Raw genomic sequence first — 14,780 nt, 5'->3', positions numbered from 1 at the left:
GTCAGAACGTCTCCAGCAGTGCGGCGAACAGGCCGAACGTCCCGAGCAGCAGCGGCAGGGTCACGACCACCGAGACGGTCTCGAGCACGTTGCCGAGCGATCGCAGCCGTGCCCGCTGGTGCGCAGCGGGTCGGACGCCGGCGAGCAGTGCCCCGACGACACCGAGCCCGGCGAGCATCCCGAGCACCTGCACGGGGGCGGTGGCGGCGTGCCCGACGAGTCCGAGCACCGCGGCGAGGACGACCGCGGACCAGAGCAGGACGCCCTGCAGGGTGAGCGGGAACGCCCGGGTGCGGAGCGCGGCCACGACGACGACGGCGGTGCCGAGGCCGATCGCCCACGGGTCCTGGTCGGCGACGAGGGCGGCGCCGGCGATGGCGATCGGTGCCGCGACGGCCGCCGTGGTCCAGTCGAGTGCCCGGTACGCGTCGTCGAGGGCGGTCACCACGCGGTCGCGGGCGACGGGGTCGCCGCCGCTCACCCGGTCGTCGAGCCCGGTGAGCCCCGCGGACGACATCGCCGCGGACGGCAGGAGCCCGCACACCACGATCGCGGCGACGGCCACCACACCCCACCCGGCGGCCTCGGGAGCGGGGGTCAGCCAGGTGACCATGCCGAGCAGGGGCAGGACGACGCCGACGACGGCGGCGGTGCCGATGGTCCTGGTGCGCTGTCCGATGCCGAGCCCGACGCCGAGCGCGATCCACGCCCAGACGAGCACGAGCGCGGCGATCATGGCGGGCTGGTCGCCGTCGCGGCCGAGCACCGGGCCGACCGCCAGCCCGATCGGCAGTGCGAGTCCGGTGGCCGCCGCGGTGAGGGCGATGCCCGTCCACCGGGCTCCGGCGCGTCCGGCGACGAGGGCCGCGAGCGCGAGGACCACCCCGCTGCCGGCGAGCACCGACGGCAACAGGGCGGGGGAGACGTCGCCGCCGTCGAAGGCCGCCCGGACCGAGGCGACCGTGAACGCCGCGACCACCAGGGTCCCGACGACGGACGCGGTCGCGCCCACGGCACCCGCGGCGACGGCCTGTCGTGCGGCCGTTCCCCAACCGTCCGATCGACGACCGAGCGAGTCGGCGACGGCGTCGGTGACGTCGGAGACCTCCGGCGGCGGCGGCGCGTCGGCACGGCGGACGAGGTGCAGGACCTCGCCGTCGGAGATCTCCTGCGACGCTGCGTCGGCGGCGAGCGAGACCTCTTCCCCCGTGACGCGCACGAGGGCGACCGGGTGCGCGCTGTCCGCGATCGGCTCGTCGAGGATGTCCACCAGCCGCGGCAGCAGTCCGGCGAACGGTTCGTCGGACGCGACGACGACGTCGGCGCGACGGCCGGCGCCGACCACGGTCACGCGGGTGAAGTCGGTCACTTGGTCTCCTGTTGCTGTTGCTGCTGGGCCGCCTGCTGGGCGAGCGCGTTCGTGACGAACGAGTAGCCGAGGCACCCGACGCCCACGACCGCGGCGAGGACGACGCTGCCGATGAACCGCTTCACGTTGTCGTTGACGATCCGACGGTCGGCGAGCCGGCCGAGCACGAACGCCTGCCGGAGCCGTCGTCGGTGCGTCGAGACGCTCTCCAGCAGGATCGAGTCACTGTTCCGTGGCACGCTGCACCTGTTCCCTCGTCGCCTCGTCCATCCCCACCGCGTCGGCCACCCGGTCTCGACCGATGTGGGCGAGCACGGCCGCGAGCTCCTCGACGGGGTCGCGGTCCGGGTGCCGTCCGAACGGCAGGACGAGCGCCGGGATCCGCGGTCGCCCGGCGACGATCGCACCGAACCGGTCGTGCACCGCCCCGGGGTCGAGCCCGAGCTGTCGCACCGACGGCGCACCGAGCAGCATCGCGACCGGGACCGGCGGGAGCGCCATCCGGGGCGCCTGCGCGAGGTCGGCCCGACCCGGGCGGCGGAGGACGAGCGCGAAGAGCGGCAGTTGGGTGGCGGCGAGCCGCCCGAGCACCTGCGGCACGGCTGCGACCCGCACCGACGCCGCTGCATCGCCGGGTGCGCCGACCGACAGCAGGCCGGTCGTGAGCTCCTCGACGCCGTGCTCGGTCCGCTGCGCCGTGATCGTCATCGCGAGCGGTGCGGCCGGTGATCCCACCGCGAGCAACCGGGTCGGGTCGGGCATGCGCTCGCGGGCGGTCTCGGTGAACGCTCGGCGGTCCCAGGCGCGGGTCGCCGGCTCTTGCGTGCCCCACCCGGTCGGGGCGGCACCGGCGAGCTCCACGGCGAGCAGTTCGGTCGTCGTGCCCAGGACGGTCTCGGCGCTCGCACGGTGCCGGACGGACGCGGAGACGACGAGCTGGTCCGCGGTCGCGGGCTCCGGACGGAGGTGTCCCACGGCGACGTCCTCGACCGTCGTCGGCGGACCGAGCAGCACCGCGTCGGTGAACTCCTCGAGCCGTCGCCCGTCGAGTCCGTTGCGCATGCCGTCGTCGCCACGGACCACCCACGCTCCGCCGGCGTCGACGAGCGCCTGCCGGAACGCCTCGGTCACGACGGACAGTCCGTCGGTGACGAGGATCGGGCGGGCGCCCTCGGCCGTCGCGGTCCGGAGCACGTCCACCTGGGCCCGGCCGAGGCGCACGATGCCCGCGCGGCTCTCGATGCGGATGGTGCCGCCGCCCGCCGAGTCGACGAGCGGGTGCTTCGCGGTCGGGCGGTCGTCGTGCGCCCGCGCTGCACGGAAGGGGTTCACGCGGCGGCCCCGACCCGGTCGACGACGAACGCGTGGTCGCCGATGCGGACGGTGGAGCCGGCCGTGACGGTGAGGTCCACGCCGGGGACGAGGGACTCGAACGACGCGTCCGAGCGGATGACCGACGTGCCGTTCGTCGAGCCGAGGTCCCGCAGCACCACGGCTCCGTCCGTCTGCACGAGCGCGACGTGGGTCTTCGACAGCGTGCGGGAGAGGTCGGGCACGGCGACGGTGGCGACGCCCGGTTCGGCCTCCGGGTTGCGGCCGACGACGCAGGTCCCGCGGAACCAGTGCAGGGCGCCGGAGTCGAAGCGCAGCACGACAACGTCCGCCGGGACGGACTCGTCGGCGACGGGCGCGGTGGGCGGCGGCACGGCCGCGAAACCGCCGTCGGGTACGGAACCAACGGGTGCGGAACCGACCCCGGACCGACGTGTGGCGTCGAGACCGACGGGATCCGTGCCTCCAGGCAGAGGAGCAGACCCGGGACGGACACCCGCCGACGCGGCCGCACCGAAGGCTGTGCCGAGCGCCGGGGCAGCGGGGGAGAGCGGTTCACGGCCGGCGCGCAGCGACGCGGTCAGGGTGCCGGTGGCAGCGGCCCACGGTCCGGCACCAGCGGGACGGGGGTGCTGCCCGCGCAGGCGCGACAGCTGGCGCACCGGCCCGGCGGGCAGGGCGTCCTCGACGTCGACGACGCGGGTCCCGGTGACCAGACCCCCCGGTCCACGGCCCGTCCTGGAGGCGCGGATCGCCACGATCACGACCGTCACGACCAAGCCGGTCACCGCACCGGCGATCGCCGTGCCGAGCGGGTCGGACGAGGGCACGGCCGTGTGGGCGAGGAAGAGGAGGCCGGCGCCGGCGGCGGCGCCGAGCAGGCAGACGACCACGTCGACGAGTCGCGCCAGCGCGACCGCGCCGGCGCCCGCCACCGCGACGTCGCGCAGGGCGTCGTACTCCGACGAGGCGACGGTGCGACCGAGGAGCGCACCGCAGTCGGTGCAGAACCGTTGCCCCTGCGTGGACGCAGCACCGCAGCGTCCGCAGGTCATGACCGGAACGACGGTCTCGACCACGATCGACGACATGCCCCACCTCCCATCGGCACGTCCGATCATGTCAGAAGCGGGGCGTGACGCGTGTCGCCCTCGTGGTCTAGGCTGCTCTCGTTCGCTGTCACCCGTACTGGGGTGGGGGGAAGAGACAGAGAGGATGAGCGATGAAGTTCGCAATGGGGGCACAGGTCCTCACCAACCTGACCAAGCAGACGTCCGGCGCTTCCGGTGACCTGGGGACCCTGGTCCGGAAGCTCGCCGACTCGGCCGAGCCGCTGCAGGGCCGCTTCAACGGTGCTGGCCGCGCGGCGTTCGACCGCTTCAAGTCCGAGACGGACACCATCGCCAACGAGCTGAACGGTGCGCTCGCGAGCGTGCTGCAGGGCATCTCGGGCATGGACCGCTCGTTCCAGGAAGGCGACCAGGACATGGCGCAGTCCACGAGCTCGCTCGAGGGCAGCTCCAACTTCGACGCGGCCCGCTTCAGCGGCCGCGCCTGACGGATCTTCGGGGAGAGGGAGAGAACACCATGAGCGGTGGCAACCAGGCAGACCGTCGCGACTACGACGTCGCGGCCTCGCAGAACGCGCAGGACAACTTCAACGCCGTCGCGGCCCAGCTCGAGGCGCTCATCGCGCAGCGTGACTCGGACGTGAAGGCCGCGATGGCCGACTACCAGGCCGACGGCGTCTCGGACGACTACCACGCCAAGGAGCAGCGGTGGAACACCGTCGCGGGCGAGGTCAAGCAGATCATCGCCACGCTGCGTGCGTCGCTGCAGTCGAACGACGAGTCGGCGCAGTCCGCGATCAGCAAGGCGAAGTCGGCCGTCGGCAACATCGGCTGACGTGGCCGACGGCTGGCGGGTCGACCCCGCGGGTGTGCAGAACGTCCTGACGGCGGTCTCGGACCGGACGATCACCATGTCCACCGCCCTCGGTGGGTCCGAGGACGGCTCGGTCCAGGGCGTGGACACGATCGTGCAGGACGCTGCGACCGCGGCGCAGTCGCAGGTCATCGGCGAGGCGATCGCCGGGTTCTTCGAGCACCGCAAGGAGACCCTGGCGGGCATCCAGAACCGGGTCCGCGCGTCGCTCCTCGGTGCGTCGGGGGCGACCCAGGCCGTCATCGATGGTGACGACGAGATGGCCGCGACCACGCAGGCCAACGCGGTCTCAGCGGCGTCGAACGGGAACTTCTCCGCGTTCGACGGTGCTCCGGGCGCGAACTAGCAGCAGGCAGCAGGGGGAGTGCAGCAGCGATGAGTGGACTCGTCAACGTCGGGGAGATCCCGTACACCGACGTCGACACGTCCGGGATCACCGCGGGGGCGGGCAAGCTCCGGACGGTGGCGTCGGCGGTCCGTGACGGGACGGCCGACATCCACAGTGCGTGGACGCCGATCTCGCACTCGTACGAGGGGCCGGGCGACCAGGACCTGTACGACGCGATGACGCCGATCGTGCCGCAGGGCACGGCGTTCGGCGACGACCTGGACACGGTGGCCAAGGCCCTCGACGACTTCGTGACCGAGGTCACCCCGATCGTCGCGAAGCTCAAGACCTACGTGACCCGTGGGAACACCCTGCACGCCGACGTCAAGAAGCACGACGGCGCGTGGGACGAGGACGAGACCCTCAACGGCGAGAACAACGACATCATCAACGGCGTCGCCAACCAGGTCGTCGCCTACCAGGCCGCCGAGCGGAAGTGCGCGAACACGATCCGCGGGCTCTCGGGCCTCGCCGCGCTGCACGCGATGACCGGCGATGACCCGGATGACAAGCTCGGCTACGGGTACAAGGAACTCCCGATGGGCACGGAACTGCCTTGGGGCACCGCCGAGGCCCGCAAGGAGAGCTGCGGCGAGAAGACGCTGTACTTCGTGCCGAACCTGCTCAAGGGCGTCGTCGTCGACGGCATCTGGGGCACGGTGCAGGGGCTCGGCATGCTCGTCGGGATCGACGGCACCGGGTGGCACCTCGACACCCTCACGGACTCGTGGAAGGGCATGGGGTCGCTCATCGGCTACAACGCCGCGGACGACTCCTGGAGCTGGGGCAACGCGGGCGAGGCCTGGAAGGGCCTCGGCAAGGCGACCGTGGGTTGGGACGAGTGGGCGAAGGACCCGGGTACCGCGGCCGGTCAGGCGATCTGGGGCGTCGGCTCGCTGCTCATCCCCGTCGCCGGCGAGGTCGGCAAGGTCGGTGCGCTCGGCAAGGTGGGCGAGGTCGCGGGGACCGTCGGCAAGGCGGGCAAGTTCCTCGACCTGGTCGACGCGGGTGCCTGGGCGTCGAAGGGTCTGACGTCGGTGCTGCCGAAACTCGGTGACCTCAAGGGCATCGTCTCCGCCGGGCTCGGCGACTCGCTGCACGGGTTCACGGGCGAGATCGCCGACTTCAAGACCGGGCTCGGGGACCTGCACGGCCACCACGGCGGCGACGTCGAGGTCCCGCCGGCGCGGTCGGAGTCCGGCGCCGATGCGAACGCGCATGCCAATGGTTCGACGGTCGAGGCGCCGCCGGTGCGTGAGCCGGAGCTCGTCGGTGCCGGTGGGCACGGCGGCCACGGGGAGAGCACGACCACGACGCACGGTGGTGGTTCGGAGTCGGGGGCGACCGGACACGGTGGGTCTGGCGACGGGGGACCCGAGCACGGTGGTTCCGGGCACGGCACGGATGCCGGCCCCAGCGTCGGCGGCGACGACACACCGGGTGGTGACGGGCACCCCGGAGCGGACGGCGCGGGCAGCCCCGACGGCGAGGGCCTGACCGACGGGAGCCCGACCGACGGCGCCAGCGACCACGGTACGACCCCCACGGAATCCCCGGCCTACGCGCACGTCTCCGTCGACTCCGCCGGCAACGACATCAGTCACCTGGTGACCGAGAGCGGTCTCACTCCGACGCAGCTGCACGACTACCTCGCGAACAGCTGGGGTGGTGAGGCCCGTGCTGCGGCCTTCGAGCAGACCGGCGTCTGGCCCCACGACGTGCAGATCCCGAAGGACGCGTCCGTCCTCAAGGCCGACGGCACCATCAACTGGGACGAGGTCCCGCAGGGCGGCTACACCCTCGACGACGCCGGTCAGCCGATCAAGGAACCACTCGTGCCCCAGGTCGGGGACGTCTTCGACCGGTACGGCCCGTCCGATGGTCGGTACACATCGCCGGTGCCCGAGACCGGCCCGTACACCTACGACCAGCGGTCACTGCCGTACCTCGAAGACCCAGCGCAGTACCACCAGTACCGTGTGGTCGGCGACTTCTCGGACATCCAGCGCTACTACGACGCCGCGCCCCAGTCGGTGCAGGCCGACGTCGACCGGATCATGCGACGCTTCAACTCGTCGTTCGAGGATCTCGGTCGAGCGTCCCAGGGTGACATCGCCGCCGGGTTCGGCGCCCACGGCGGCGGGCGTCAGGTCGAGATGCCGATGACGGTCGAGCTGCTCAAACGCCTCGGGCTCATCGAGGAGATCTGACGACGGTGTCGTCCCACAAGGAGGAGAACATGGATCGCGCAACTGCCAAGGAGATCATCGCTGCCGAGGGCCTCGAGCGTGCGGTGTGGTTCCAGCAGCCCACCGGGAAGCCGGATGCGGTGGCGATCTACGAGCTTGACGGCGGCTACCGCGTGGTGTCGACGGACGAGCGCGCGGTCGAGATCGGTCCGCGGGACTACCAAGACGAGTCCGACGCGCTCGAGATGTACATCACGCTGCTCCGTGACTTGAAGGAACTGATCGCGAGCGGCGTCGTCCGCTGATCGGGACCGCACGAACGGGGGGTTGTACGCGATGAGTGGGCTCGTCAACGTCGGGGAGATCCCGTACCCGAACTGGCTTCGCCGGGAGACCGTGCTCGGAACTGCGGAGTGGGATTGTCGCGGCGAGAGCGCGTTGGACGTGTCGATCCGACTTCTTGACCACCTTCGTCGCGCGGATGAGCTCCTTGGTGTCGGTCCGTGGACGGTGAATGCTCCGCATGGGAACCTTCCGGTGGATCCCGAGGGTGGCGAACTGCTCACGCACGTGGAGCGGGCGGTCTTCCGTGACGATGACGGCGTCGACCATCCATCGGCGGGGTACTCCATCCAATTGTCGAAGGACGGCGAAGGCGGATTCCACTCGATTCTGGCCTCGGTAGGTTCGTCCGAGCCTGGGCGGGTGCTTCCCTCGAACTACGTAACGTTCACGCTCGGTGCTCCCAGGCGGGATGGTCGACGCGTGGCGATCAACTCCGAGTACGCGGCCATGGCGATCAGCGCCATGATCCGAGTCTGGGCGCCGGACTCGGCCGCGCTCCGCAACAAGGAGGCGCTGACCATCGCCAATCGCGAAGAGCGAGGGGACTTCCCACCGCTCGTGGGGCAATGGGCATGGGTATCCGAGCGCGTCGGTGTCATCGCGTCGACGGATGTGGGAATTTCCACTGTCCGCGGTGATGGTGGAACAAACGTCTACGCTGATGACGAACTCGACGCGGCGGCAGCTGTGCGGAACATGCGGACGACATTCGAGACGAATTCGATGCTGGAGCTACCGTTCAAAGCCCCGATGTGGTGACGTGATGTGGCTCGGGTTTCGTCGGGCGAGCGACCTCGGACTTACGGCCGACGACATTTCCGTCATCTATACGCCGATGGAGCCGTGAACGAATGTCCTTTCCTCAGTGGTTGCGAACTTCTCAGGCAACGGCGACGGGCGTGTGGGACTCCCGAGCAGAGTCCGAGGAATTGCTCGCGAGTCGGTCGGCAATGCAGCTGCAAGCCTATGACCGGCTTCTCGGAGGTTCCGAGCAGTGGCGCATACGGTTCGAGCAGTCCTCGGAGACAATCGCGTCCACACCGGACGCGCTCGCTCCAGTCCTCACCGAGCACGTGTTCCGGGACGCGGAGGGTGCGCCTTTTCCCGCTCGCGGTTACGAGCTGACCCTCGTCAAAGAGGGCGTTGCAGGTCACATTGCGATCGACCTTCGGGTTGGAGTGTCTCGCCCCGGCCGTCGAGCTCCGGCCAATCGGTGTGTCGTCACGATCCTCGGGCCGAAGCGGGAGGACGGTGAACGCCTGTCGATCGACTCCACTCTCGCGGAAGGTGTGCTCCAGGGGATGGTGGCCGCCTGGGATCCGGATTCGGCTGCTGTCCGTGACCGCGACGGTGCGCAGGCTTCCGCTGGGCGAGGGCACTTCGCTCCGCTTGCGGGCCAGCGTTCCTGGGTGTCGAGTCGCGTGGGAGAGATCGCGGGGAGCACTTCCCGAGTGACCGTGACTGCTGCCGAGGGAGGGGCTTACCTCTTCGCTGACGACGATCTCGACTCCGCCTCCGCGATCCAGGAGATGCTGGCTACGTTCGATGCGAACGATGCGCAGTCGATCCCTGCCGGATGAGCCTCGCTGTGCCGAGTTCGGGCTCGCGCTGATCCAAATCGAATGGTCGACCTGAACGTAGATGCCGCCCTCATCTGACGTTACATCGGCAAGGATCCTGCCGATCCCACCTCGATCTCCGGTGTCCGTCGGCCCGACGGCTCGGTCCTCGAGTTCGGCGACATCGCGAAGATGATCGACCAAGCAAACCGTCAGTCGGACGGGCTCCCAGACGGAGCGGCACTCGGGTGGCACGTGTCCGATCTGCGGTCCGCGAGTAGCTGCGGGATGCTGATGTTCAGCCGAGTGACCTCGCGGTGATCTCCACGCCGCGTGCCTGATGAACGAACTGGAACGAGGACGATGAACTACCCGAACTGGGTCCGTGGCCGGGTGCTCGTGCGGGCGGAGTGGGACGGACGCCCAGCGGAGGTGACCGACCTCGCGGATTCCCTGCTCGTGCTGTTACAGGACATCGACGCAGCGCTCGGTGACCGTCGGCCGTGGACCTTCGACGGCGTCGGCCTGGTCGACGAGTACGAATCGACGACCTTGACGGCATTGGTTCGCGGTGGTGTCGAACGGGGTGACGACGGCACGGAATGGCCCGCCCACGGGTACAACGTGCTCGCGAACCGCACGGGCGAGTGGGGATTCGTCTCTCTCAGTCTACGAGTCGGCGCATCGGTCCCGGGGCGCCGACGACCCGCGAACTCCGTGATGGCCACCGTGACTGGTCCAACCGTCGACGGTGCATCGCGAGCACCGAGTGTCGAACTCGTCGAAGCCGTGCTGCGAGCGATCGTGCGAGCGTGGGACCCGGACACGGCTGCGGCGTACGACCGCGGCGCGGCGCGAGCCACGGAGGGCCTCGGGCGGTTCACTCCGGTCATCGGGCAGCGAGCGTGGGTCTCCCGGCGGATCGGCACCATCGAGACTGTCAGTCCGGGTGTCGCCGCGAGGGCTGACGTGCAGGGCACCTACCTCGATGCGGACGACGCTCTGGACTCGTGGTCTGCCGCGCTTGCGGTTCGAGCGTCCTCGCAAGCGAACGGCATCGAGACCATCGCACGCGCCGCATGAACGGCGTGACGTCGTCCCCACGGAGCGGGGACGGATGGCCGGCGTGGTGCCGGACGAGCCGGCTCACTGCGCGCGCCGCCTGGGACGCTCGTGGTGAAGAAGTCAGCGCTCTCGCAAGTCGGCTCGCTCGGCAACTCCGGGCGTACGACGAGATCCTCGGCCGTGCCGATGCGTGGACGCTCGTCGATGATGACAGCACCGTGTCCGCTGATGCCTCCATGCTGGGTGCGGTGATGGCCGTCAGGGTGCACCGAGACGCCGAGAACGTCGCTTTCCCAGCGCACGGGCACGTCCTCAGTGTCGCCCGCGAAGCGGCAGCAGGGTTCCTGGCGGTACGACTCCGGGTCGGATCGTCGCGGGTCGTCAAGCGGATGCCGGCCAACTCCGTGCAGGTGACGATCGCCGGTCCGTTCCGGAACGGGGAGCGGCGGTCCATCGATCCCCATCCGGTGGAGGGAGTCCTCCGCGGGCTCGTGATCGCGTGGGAACCGGATTCGGCGGCGGTGTTCGACGACGGGGCGAGCGCAGCCGAGGGACGTGGCAAGTTCGCCCCGGTGATCGGGCAGCGCACCTGGGTGTCCGATCGCATCGGCGAGGTCGAGACTGCGACGTCCGGAGTCCGCACGCACCACGCGGACGACGGCTGCTACCTGTTCGCGGACGATGCACTGGACTCGAAGTCTGCCGTGCACGAAGTGTGGTCCACCCTGCAGACCAACGGCGTCACGGCGATCGCTCGGGCGACACCCACGTATCCGTCGTGACGGCGCGCACGGGCCTGCCCGATGAGCGCGCGTACAGCGATCGGACGCTCGCGGTGCTGCGCCACCTCTTCGCACGCGCGGGGTTCGACGACGCGACGACGCGGTCCGACCGGGTGGAGTTCGGTGACCTCGAAACGCGCTTCCGGTAGGCTCGCCCGCCCGGGAACCGCGTTCGGTCGGCCGCTGGATCGACCTGCAGCGGCGCGGCCCCGCTCAGGAGGCTTCGGCTGACCGGCGTAGCGTCCACCCCATGACGAAGCACTGGGTGGCCCCGCGGTTCGGTGGCAGCGAAGTCCTCGAGTACGTCGACGCCGAGGTCCCCGCCCCCGGCCCCGGCGAGGTCACGATCGACGTCCGCGCCGCCGGCATGAACCCCGCCGACACGAAGCACACCCGGCAGGGTGACCCGTCCGACCTGCCGATCGCCGTGGGCTACGAGGTCGCCGGCGTCCTCAGCGCCGTCGGCCCGGACACCGAGATCGCCTCCGGCGGGGGAACCGTCGGCGACGAGGTCCTCGCCTTCCGCGTCGCCGGCGGATGGGCGGAACGGATCACGGTCCCCGCCGTGGACGTCTTCGCGAAGCCGGCCACGCTCGGCTTCCCCGAGGCGGCGAACCTCCTGCTCGCCGCCGCCACGGCGGCCGACATGATCCGCGTCACGCGCGCCGAGGGGCGCGACACGGTCGTCGTCCACGGCGCCTCCGGTGCGGTCGGCGTCAGCCTCCTCCAGCTCCTCCGCCCGCTCGGCGCGCGGGTCATCGGCACCGCGTCGGAGCGCAACGCCGACACCGTCCGACGCTTCGGTGGCGAGTGGGTCGCGTACGGCGACGGCCTGGAGGCGCGGATCGGGGAACTCGCACCGTCCGGTGTCGACGTGGCACTGGACTGCGTCGGCACCGACGAGGCCGTCGACGTCTCGCTCGCGTTGGTCGCGGATCGCGGCCGTATCGTGACGATCGCCGCGCAGGGTCGGGCGGCGCGCGACGGCTTCCCTGCGGTCGGTGGCGGGCAGCCGGAGAGCAAGGCGTTCCGGGATTCGGTCCGGCAGCGGCTGATCGACCTCGCGGGGGCGGGCCAGCTCGAGGTGCCCGTCGCACGCACCTTCCCGCTGGCCGAAGCGAAGGCGGCCGCCGAGCTGCTGGAGTCGCAGCACCCCGGCGGAAAGCTCGCGCTGATCCCCTGACCGGTCCGGGTCCTCCGCTGGGGTGACGCGCTCGCCTGCCCGGACGTGCTTGACTCTGTGTGCATCGACAGCGTGTGCATCAAGAGCGTGGGCGCCGACAGGCAGCCGGAAGGATCGAACTCGTGAGCAACCAGTACCCGCCGCCGTACGGTCAGAACCAGAACCCGTACGGGCAGCAGCCCTACGGCGCGCAGAACCCGTACGGCGCTCCGACGCCGAACGGGCAGCAGCAGGGCCAGCCGCCCCTCTGGGCGCCCTGGTACGGGATCCCGTTCCCGCAGGCGTTCCTGCGCTTCTGGAAGAAGTACGTCCGGTTCGACGGCCGCGCCAGCAAGAGCGAGTACTGGTTCTGGGCGCTCTGGTACGTGATCGGCAACGTCGCTGCGGGCATCGTCGGATCGGTCTTCAACGTCCTGCCGTTCATCTCGAACGGCGACGACGGCGTCGTCCGGCTGTGGGCGCTCGCGACGTTCATCGGGTTCATCGCACTGACCGTGCGACGGCTGCACGACGTGAACCTCAGCGGGTACTTCGCGCTGTTCTTCATCATCCCGCCGATCGGGGTGCTGTTCTCGCTCATCGTCGGGCTGATGGGCACTGTTCCGCAGGGCCAGCAGTACGACCGGCCCGATCGCGGCTGACCAGCCGTTCCGTGGTCCCGACACCCCCGTCACGAACTGACGGGGGTGTCGGCGTTCTGGTTGACTCTGAGCCGACACCGTCAGCCGACACACAGGGGGACCCCGTGAGTGACCAGTACCCGAACCAGAACCCGTACGGACAGCAGCCGGCACCGACCGGACCCGGGGGCGAGCCGCCGCTCTGGGCGCCGTACTACGGCATCTCGTTCGGCAAGGCGTTCTCGCGCTTCTTCAAGAAGTACGCGAAGTTCTCCGGTCGCGCGAGCCGGAGCGAGTACTGGTGGTGGTACCTCTGGAGCGCCATCATCGGCACGGTCGGGTCGATCATCTCGGGCATCCTGACCGCCGCCACGGGCACCACGACCACCACGACGACCTCGAACTACACGGGCTTCTCGACCATGTCGACGAACCCGCTGGTGGGCACGCCGTTCTGGATCATCGGCCTCGCGCTCATCATCCCGACGCTGGCGCTGATCGTGCGGCGCCTGCACGACGCGAACCTCAGCGGGCTCCTCGCGCTGCTGCTCATCATCCCGTTCTTCGGCGCGATCGCGGTCTTCATCATGATGTTCCTGCCGTCGAACCCCGAGGGTGCGCGCTTCGACCGCCCGGAGGGTGCCCGATGACGAACGACGGCACGCCGCAGTGGGGCCAGCCGGAAGGCGGCCAGCCCCAGCAGCCGTCCGGTCAGCAGCAGCCGCACGCCCAGCAGCCGTACGCGCAGCAGCCGAACGCGCAGCAGCCGTACGCCCAGCCGTACCCGCAGTACGCGCAGCCGATCCCGGTCGGCCCCGACGGTGCCCCGCCACTGTGGGCCCCCTGGTACGGCATCGGGTTCCTCGACGCCTTCACGCGGTTCTTCAAGAAGTACGCCCGGTTCGACGGGCGCGCCAGTCGCAGTGAGTACTGGTTCTGGGTGCTGGGCAACGCCATCGTGACCATCGTCCTCCTCGGGGGATACCTGGTGTCCCTCTTCAGCTGGCTCGGGGCGAACACGACCACGGACGCGTACGGCAACACGCAGACGACGACGACCGGTGCACCCGTGCTCGCCCTCGTCTTCATCGGCCTCCTCGGGCTCTGGTGGCTGGCGACGCTCGTGCCGAACATCGCGCTCGGGTGGCGCCGCGTGCACGACGCCAACCTCGCCGGCCCGTTCTGGATCATCGCGCTGTTCGTCGGCATCGCCGCCGTCGTGTTCGGCTGCCTCGGCCCGAACCCGGCCGGCGCACAGTACGACCGCCCCGACCTGGGCTGACGCGCGCGCGACGAAGCGGCCCTCCCCGTCAGGGGAGGGCCGCTTCGTCGTACCGGTCGTGTCGCGGAGCGACTCGGTGTCAGACCACCCGGAGGCGGGAGAGCGAGCCGTCCACGACGAGGTCCCGCACCGTGACGGACGGATCCGCCGTCTGGAACCGGAGCGCGCCTCCTGGCTGGTCGAACCAGGGCTGCACGAACCGGACCGTCACCAGGAACGGTCGCTCCACCAGGTAGCGGTGCGTCTCCGGCGCCTGGGCGACGTGCGGCGGCAGCGACCGCTGCGATGCCGGGGTGTCCAGCGGGTGCAGCAGGTAGCCGTCGGGGCCGCCGATGCGGTCCACCGGGACACCTGCGGGGATCTGGATGGTGAGCCCCTGCTCGCCGGCCTGCGCGACCTGCTGCGCGAGCTGCGGGTACGTGGACGCCGCGCGGTCGCGGATCCCGTCGAGTTCGTAGCGGGGGATGTCGCGCGGCGCCGGGAACGGACGGTTGAGGAACCGCCGGAGCATCTCGACCGCGTCCTCTTCGCCCCGCGCGGTCGCGAGACGACGGGCGGTGCCGTAGTCGACGACCTCCAGCGCGAACTCGTCGTGCTGCGCCGGCACGATGCGGAGCGCGCCCTCGACGGGCGGCTCGTGCAGGGTCTCGCCGGGGAGCTGCACGTAGCGGATCGTGTAGCCGAGCTGGTCGAGGATGGGGCGGGTGTCCGCGAACGTCATG

The 14,780-nt window shown here is 70.6% G+C and carries 19 protein-coding genes; 14 read left to right on the top strand and 5 right to left on the bottom strand.

All coding sequences use genetic code 11. The features are described from left to right. Position 1: 1 nt before the first annotated feature. From ABIC61_RS05895 to ABIC61_RS05880, 4 genes are read right to left on the bottom strand one after another with little or no spacing between them, the layout of a single operon-like run. Positions 2-1,369, bottom strand: a complete 1,368-nt coding sequence (locus ABIC61_RS05895; protein ID WP_186321956.1) for an EsaB/YukD family protein — start codon at positions 1,367-1,369, stop codon at positions 2-4. Next, positions 1,366-1,608 (bottom strand): hypothetical protein, encoded by a 243-nt coding sequence (locus ABIC61_RS05890; protein ID WP_079236512.1) that lies wholly within the window; start codon positions 1,606-1,608, stop codon positions 1,366-1,368. Before ABIC61_RS05890 ends, ABIC61_RS05895 begins: the two co-directional genes overlap by 4 nt. Continuing rightward, entirely contained in the window at positions 1,592-2,701 is a 1,110-nt protein-coding gene (locus tag ABIC61_RS05885) for a DUF6177 family protein (RefSeq protein ID WP_354029158.1), read from the bottom strand. Before ABIC61_RS05885 ends, ABIC61_RS05890 begins: the two co-directional genes overlap by 17 nt. Beyond that, on the bottom strand, positions 2,698-3,792 hold the full coding sequence (locus tag ABIC61_RS05880; RefSeq protein WP_354029157.1) for an FHA domain-containing protein: 1,095 nt from the start codon (positions 3,790-3,792) through the stop codon (positions 2,698-2,700). Before ABIC61_RS05880 ends, ABIC61_RS05885 begins: the two co-directional genes overlap by 4 nt. Positions 3,793-3,923: 131 nt before the next feature. Between ABIC61_RS05880 and ABIC61_RS05875 the strand changes: the two genes are divergently transcribed. The 14 genes from ABIC61_RS05875 to ABIC61_RS05810 all read left to right on the top strand — a co-directional run bounded on the left by ABIC61_RS05875 (position 3,924) and on the right by ABIC61_RS05810 (position 14,058). After that, positions 3,924-4,259, top strand: a complete 336-nt coding sequence (locus ABIC61_RS05875) for a WXG100 family type VII secretion target (protein WP_079236509.1) — start codon at positions 3,924-3,926, stop codon at positions 4,257-4,259. Between the two features lie 29 nt (positions 4,260-4,288). Continuing rightward, a complete protein-coding gene (locus tag ABIC61_RS05870; RefSeq protein ID WP_079236508.1) occupies positions 4,289-4,606 on the top strand; it encodes a pore-forming ESAT-6 family protein in 318 nt (105 codons plus the stop codon). Position 4,607: 1 nt separating this feature from the next. Further along, positions 4,608-4,991 (top strand): DUF6507 family protein, encoded by a 384-nt coding sequence (locus ABIC61_RS05865; protein ID WP_354029156.1) that lies wholly within the window; start codon positions 4,608-4,610, stop codon positions 4,989-4,991. 29 nt (positions 4,992-5,020) lie between these two features. Beyond that, positions 5,021-7,243, top strand: coding sequence for a glycohydrolase toxin TNT-related protein (locus ABIC61_RS05860; RefSeq protein WP_354029155.1), 2,223 nt, complete (start codon positions 5,021-5,023; stop codon positions 7,241-7,243). A 29-nt stretch (positions 7,244-7,272) separates the two neighbouring features. Further along, positions 7,273-7,527, top strand: a complete 255-nt coding sequence (locus ABIC61_RS05855; protein ID WP_144752291.1) for a hypothetical protein — start codon at positions 7,273-7,275, stop codon at positions 7,525-7,527. 31 nt (positions 7,528-7,558) lie between these two features. Then, positions 7,559-8,326, top strand: coding sequence for a hypothetical protein (locus ABIC61_RS05850; protein WP_354029154.1), 768 nt, complete (start codon positions 7,559-7,561; stop codon positions 8,324-8,326). 191 nt (positions 8,327-8,517) lie between these two features. After that, complete coding sequence (locus ABIC61_RS05845) at positions 8,518-9,147, top strand: hypothetical protein (RefSeq protein WP_354029153.1); 630 nt, start codon at positions 8,518-8,520, stop codon at positions 9,145-9,147. A 342-nt stretch (positions 9,148-9,489) separates the two neighbouring features. After that, positions 9,490-10,209 carry a hypothetical protein gene (locus tag ABIC61_RS05840; RefSeq protein WP_354029152.1) on the top strand — a complete coding sequence of 240 codons (720 nt, stop codon included), beginning with the start codon at positions 9,490-9,492 and terminating at the stop codon, positions 10,207-10,209. Positions 10,210-10,214: 5 nt separating this feature from the next. Continuing rightward, positions 10,215-10,973 carry a hypothetical protein gene (locus ABIC61_RS05835; protein ID WP_354029151.1) on the top strand — a complete coding sequence of 253 codons (759 nt, stop codon included), beginning with the start codon at positions 10,215-10,217 and terminating at the stop codon, positions 10,971-10,973. Beyond that, complete coding sequence (locus ABIC61_RS05830; protein WP_354029150.1) at positions 10,970-11,122, top strand: hypothetical protein; 153 nt, start codon at positions 10,970-10,972, stop codon at positions 11,120-11,122. The genes ABIC61_RS05835 and ABIC61_RS05830 overlap by 4 nt, the downstream gene beginning before the upstream one ends. Positions 11,123-11,223: 101 nt before the next feature. After that, a complete protein-coding gene (locus tag ABIC61_RS05825) occupies positions 11,224-12,156 on the top strand; it encodes an NADP-dependent oxidoreductase (protein WP_354029149.1) in 933 nt (310 codons plus the stop codon). Positions 12,157-12,278: 122 nt separating this feature from the next. Further along, the gene (locus tag ABIC61_RS05820; protein WP_354029148.1) at positions 12,279-12,797 is read left to right on the top strand and encodes a DUF805 domain-containing protein; all 519 of its coding nucleotides are present in this window, start codon (positions 12,279-12,281) and stop codon (positions 12,795-12,797) included. Between the two features lie 104 nt (positions 12,798-12,901). Beyond that, on the top strand, positions 12,902-13,426 hold the full coding sequence (locus tag ABIC61_RS05815) for a DUF805 domain-containing protein (protein ID WP_354029147.1): 525 nt from the start codon (positions 12,902-12,904) through the stop codon (positions 13,424-13,426). Next, on the top strand, positions 13,423-14,058 hold the full coding sequence (locus ABIC61_RS05810) for a DUF805 domain-containing protein (RefSeq protein ID WP_354029146.1): 636 nt from the start codon (positions 13,423-13,425) through the stop codon (positions 14,056-14,058). The genes ABIC61_RS05815 and ABIC61_RS05810 overlap by 4 nt, the downstream gene beginning before the upstream one ends. A gap of 79 nt (positions 14,059-14,137) precedes the next feature. Here the strand turns inward: ABIC61_RS05810 and ABIC61_RS05805 are convergent, their stop codons facing one another. After that, a complete protein-coding gene (locus tag ABIC61_RS05805; protein WP_354029145.1) occupies positions 14,138-14,779 on the bottom strand; it encodes a TNT domain-containing protein in 642 nt (213 codons plus the stop codon). Position 14,780 lies beyond the last annotated feature (1 nt).

Source organism: Curtobacterium sp. 1544 (assembly GCF_040544915.1).
GTDB classification, from domain to species: domain Bacteria; phylum Actinomycetota; class Actinomycetes; order Actinomycetales; family Microbacteriaceae; genus Curtobacterium; species Curtobacterium pusillum_C.
The sequence above is the reverse complement of the archived record's forward strand: the minus strand, read 5'-3'. Positions and strand labels throughout refer to the sequence as shown.

What these genes read in the sequence shown, in the direction of transcription:
- ABIC61_RS05840 (WP_354029152.1), top strand. Translation starts at nt 9,490, where the DNA reads ATGAACTACCCGAACTGGGTCCGTGGCCGGGTGCTCGTGCGGGCGGAG.
- ABIC61_RS05805 (WP_354029145.1), bottom strand. Translation starts at nt 14,779, where the DNA reads ATGACGTTCGCGGACACCCGCCCCATCCTCGACCAGCTCGGCTACACG.
- ABIC61_RS05845 (WP_354029153.1), top strand. Translation starts at nt 8,518, where the DNA reads ATGCAGCTGCAAGCCTATGACCGGCTTCTCGGAGGTTCCGAGCAGTGG.
- ABIC61_RS05855 (WP_144752291.1), top strand. Translation starts at nt 7,273, where the DNA reads ATGGATCGCGCAACTGCCAAGGAGATCATCGCTGCCGAGGGCCTCGAG.
- ABIC61_RS05810 (WP_354029146.1), top strand. Translation starts at nt 13,423, where the DNA reads ATGACGAACGACGGCACGCCGCAGTGGGGCCAGCCGGAAGGCGGCCAG.
- ABIC61_RS05825 (WP_354029149.1), top strand. Translation starts at nt 11,224, where the DNA reads ATGACGAAGCACTGGGTGGCCCCGCGGTTCGGTGGCAGCGAAGTCCTC.
- ABIC61_RS05870 (WP_079236508.1), top strand. Translation starts at nt 4,289, where the DNA reads ATGAGCGGTGGCAACCAGGCAGACCGTCGCGACTACGACGTCGCGGCC.
- ABIC61_RS05875 (WP_079236509.1), top strand. Translation starts at nt 3,924, where the DNA reads ATGAAGTTCGCAATGGGGGCACAGGTCCTCACCAACCTGACCAAGCAG.
- ABIC61_RS05880 (WP_354029157.1), bottom strand. Translation starts at nt 3,792, where the DNA reads ATGTCGTCGATCGTGGTCGAGACCGTCGTTCCGGTCATGACCTGCGGA.
- ABIC61_RS05860 (WP_354029155.1), top strand. Translation starts at nt 5,021, where the DNA reads ATGAGTGGACTCGTCAACGTCGGGGAGATCCCGTACACCGACGTCGAC.
- ABIC61_RS05850 (WP_354029154.1), top strand. Translation starts at nt 7,559, where the DNA reads ATGAGTGGGCTCGTCAACGTCGGGGAGATCCCGTACCCGAACTGGCTT.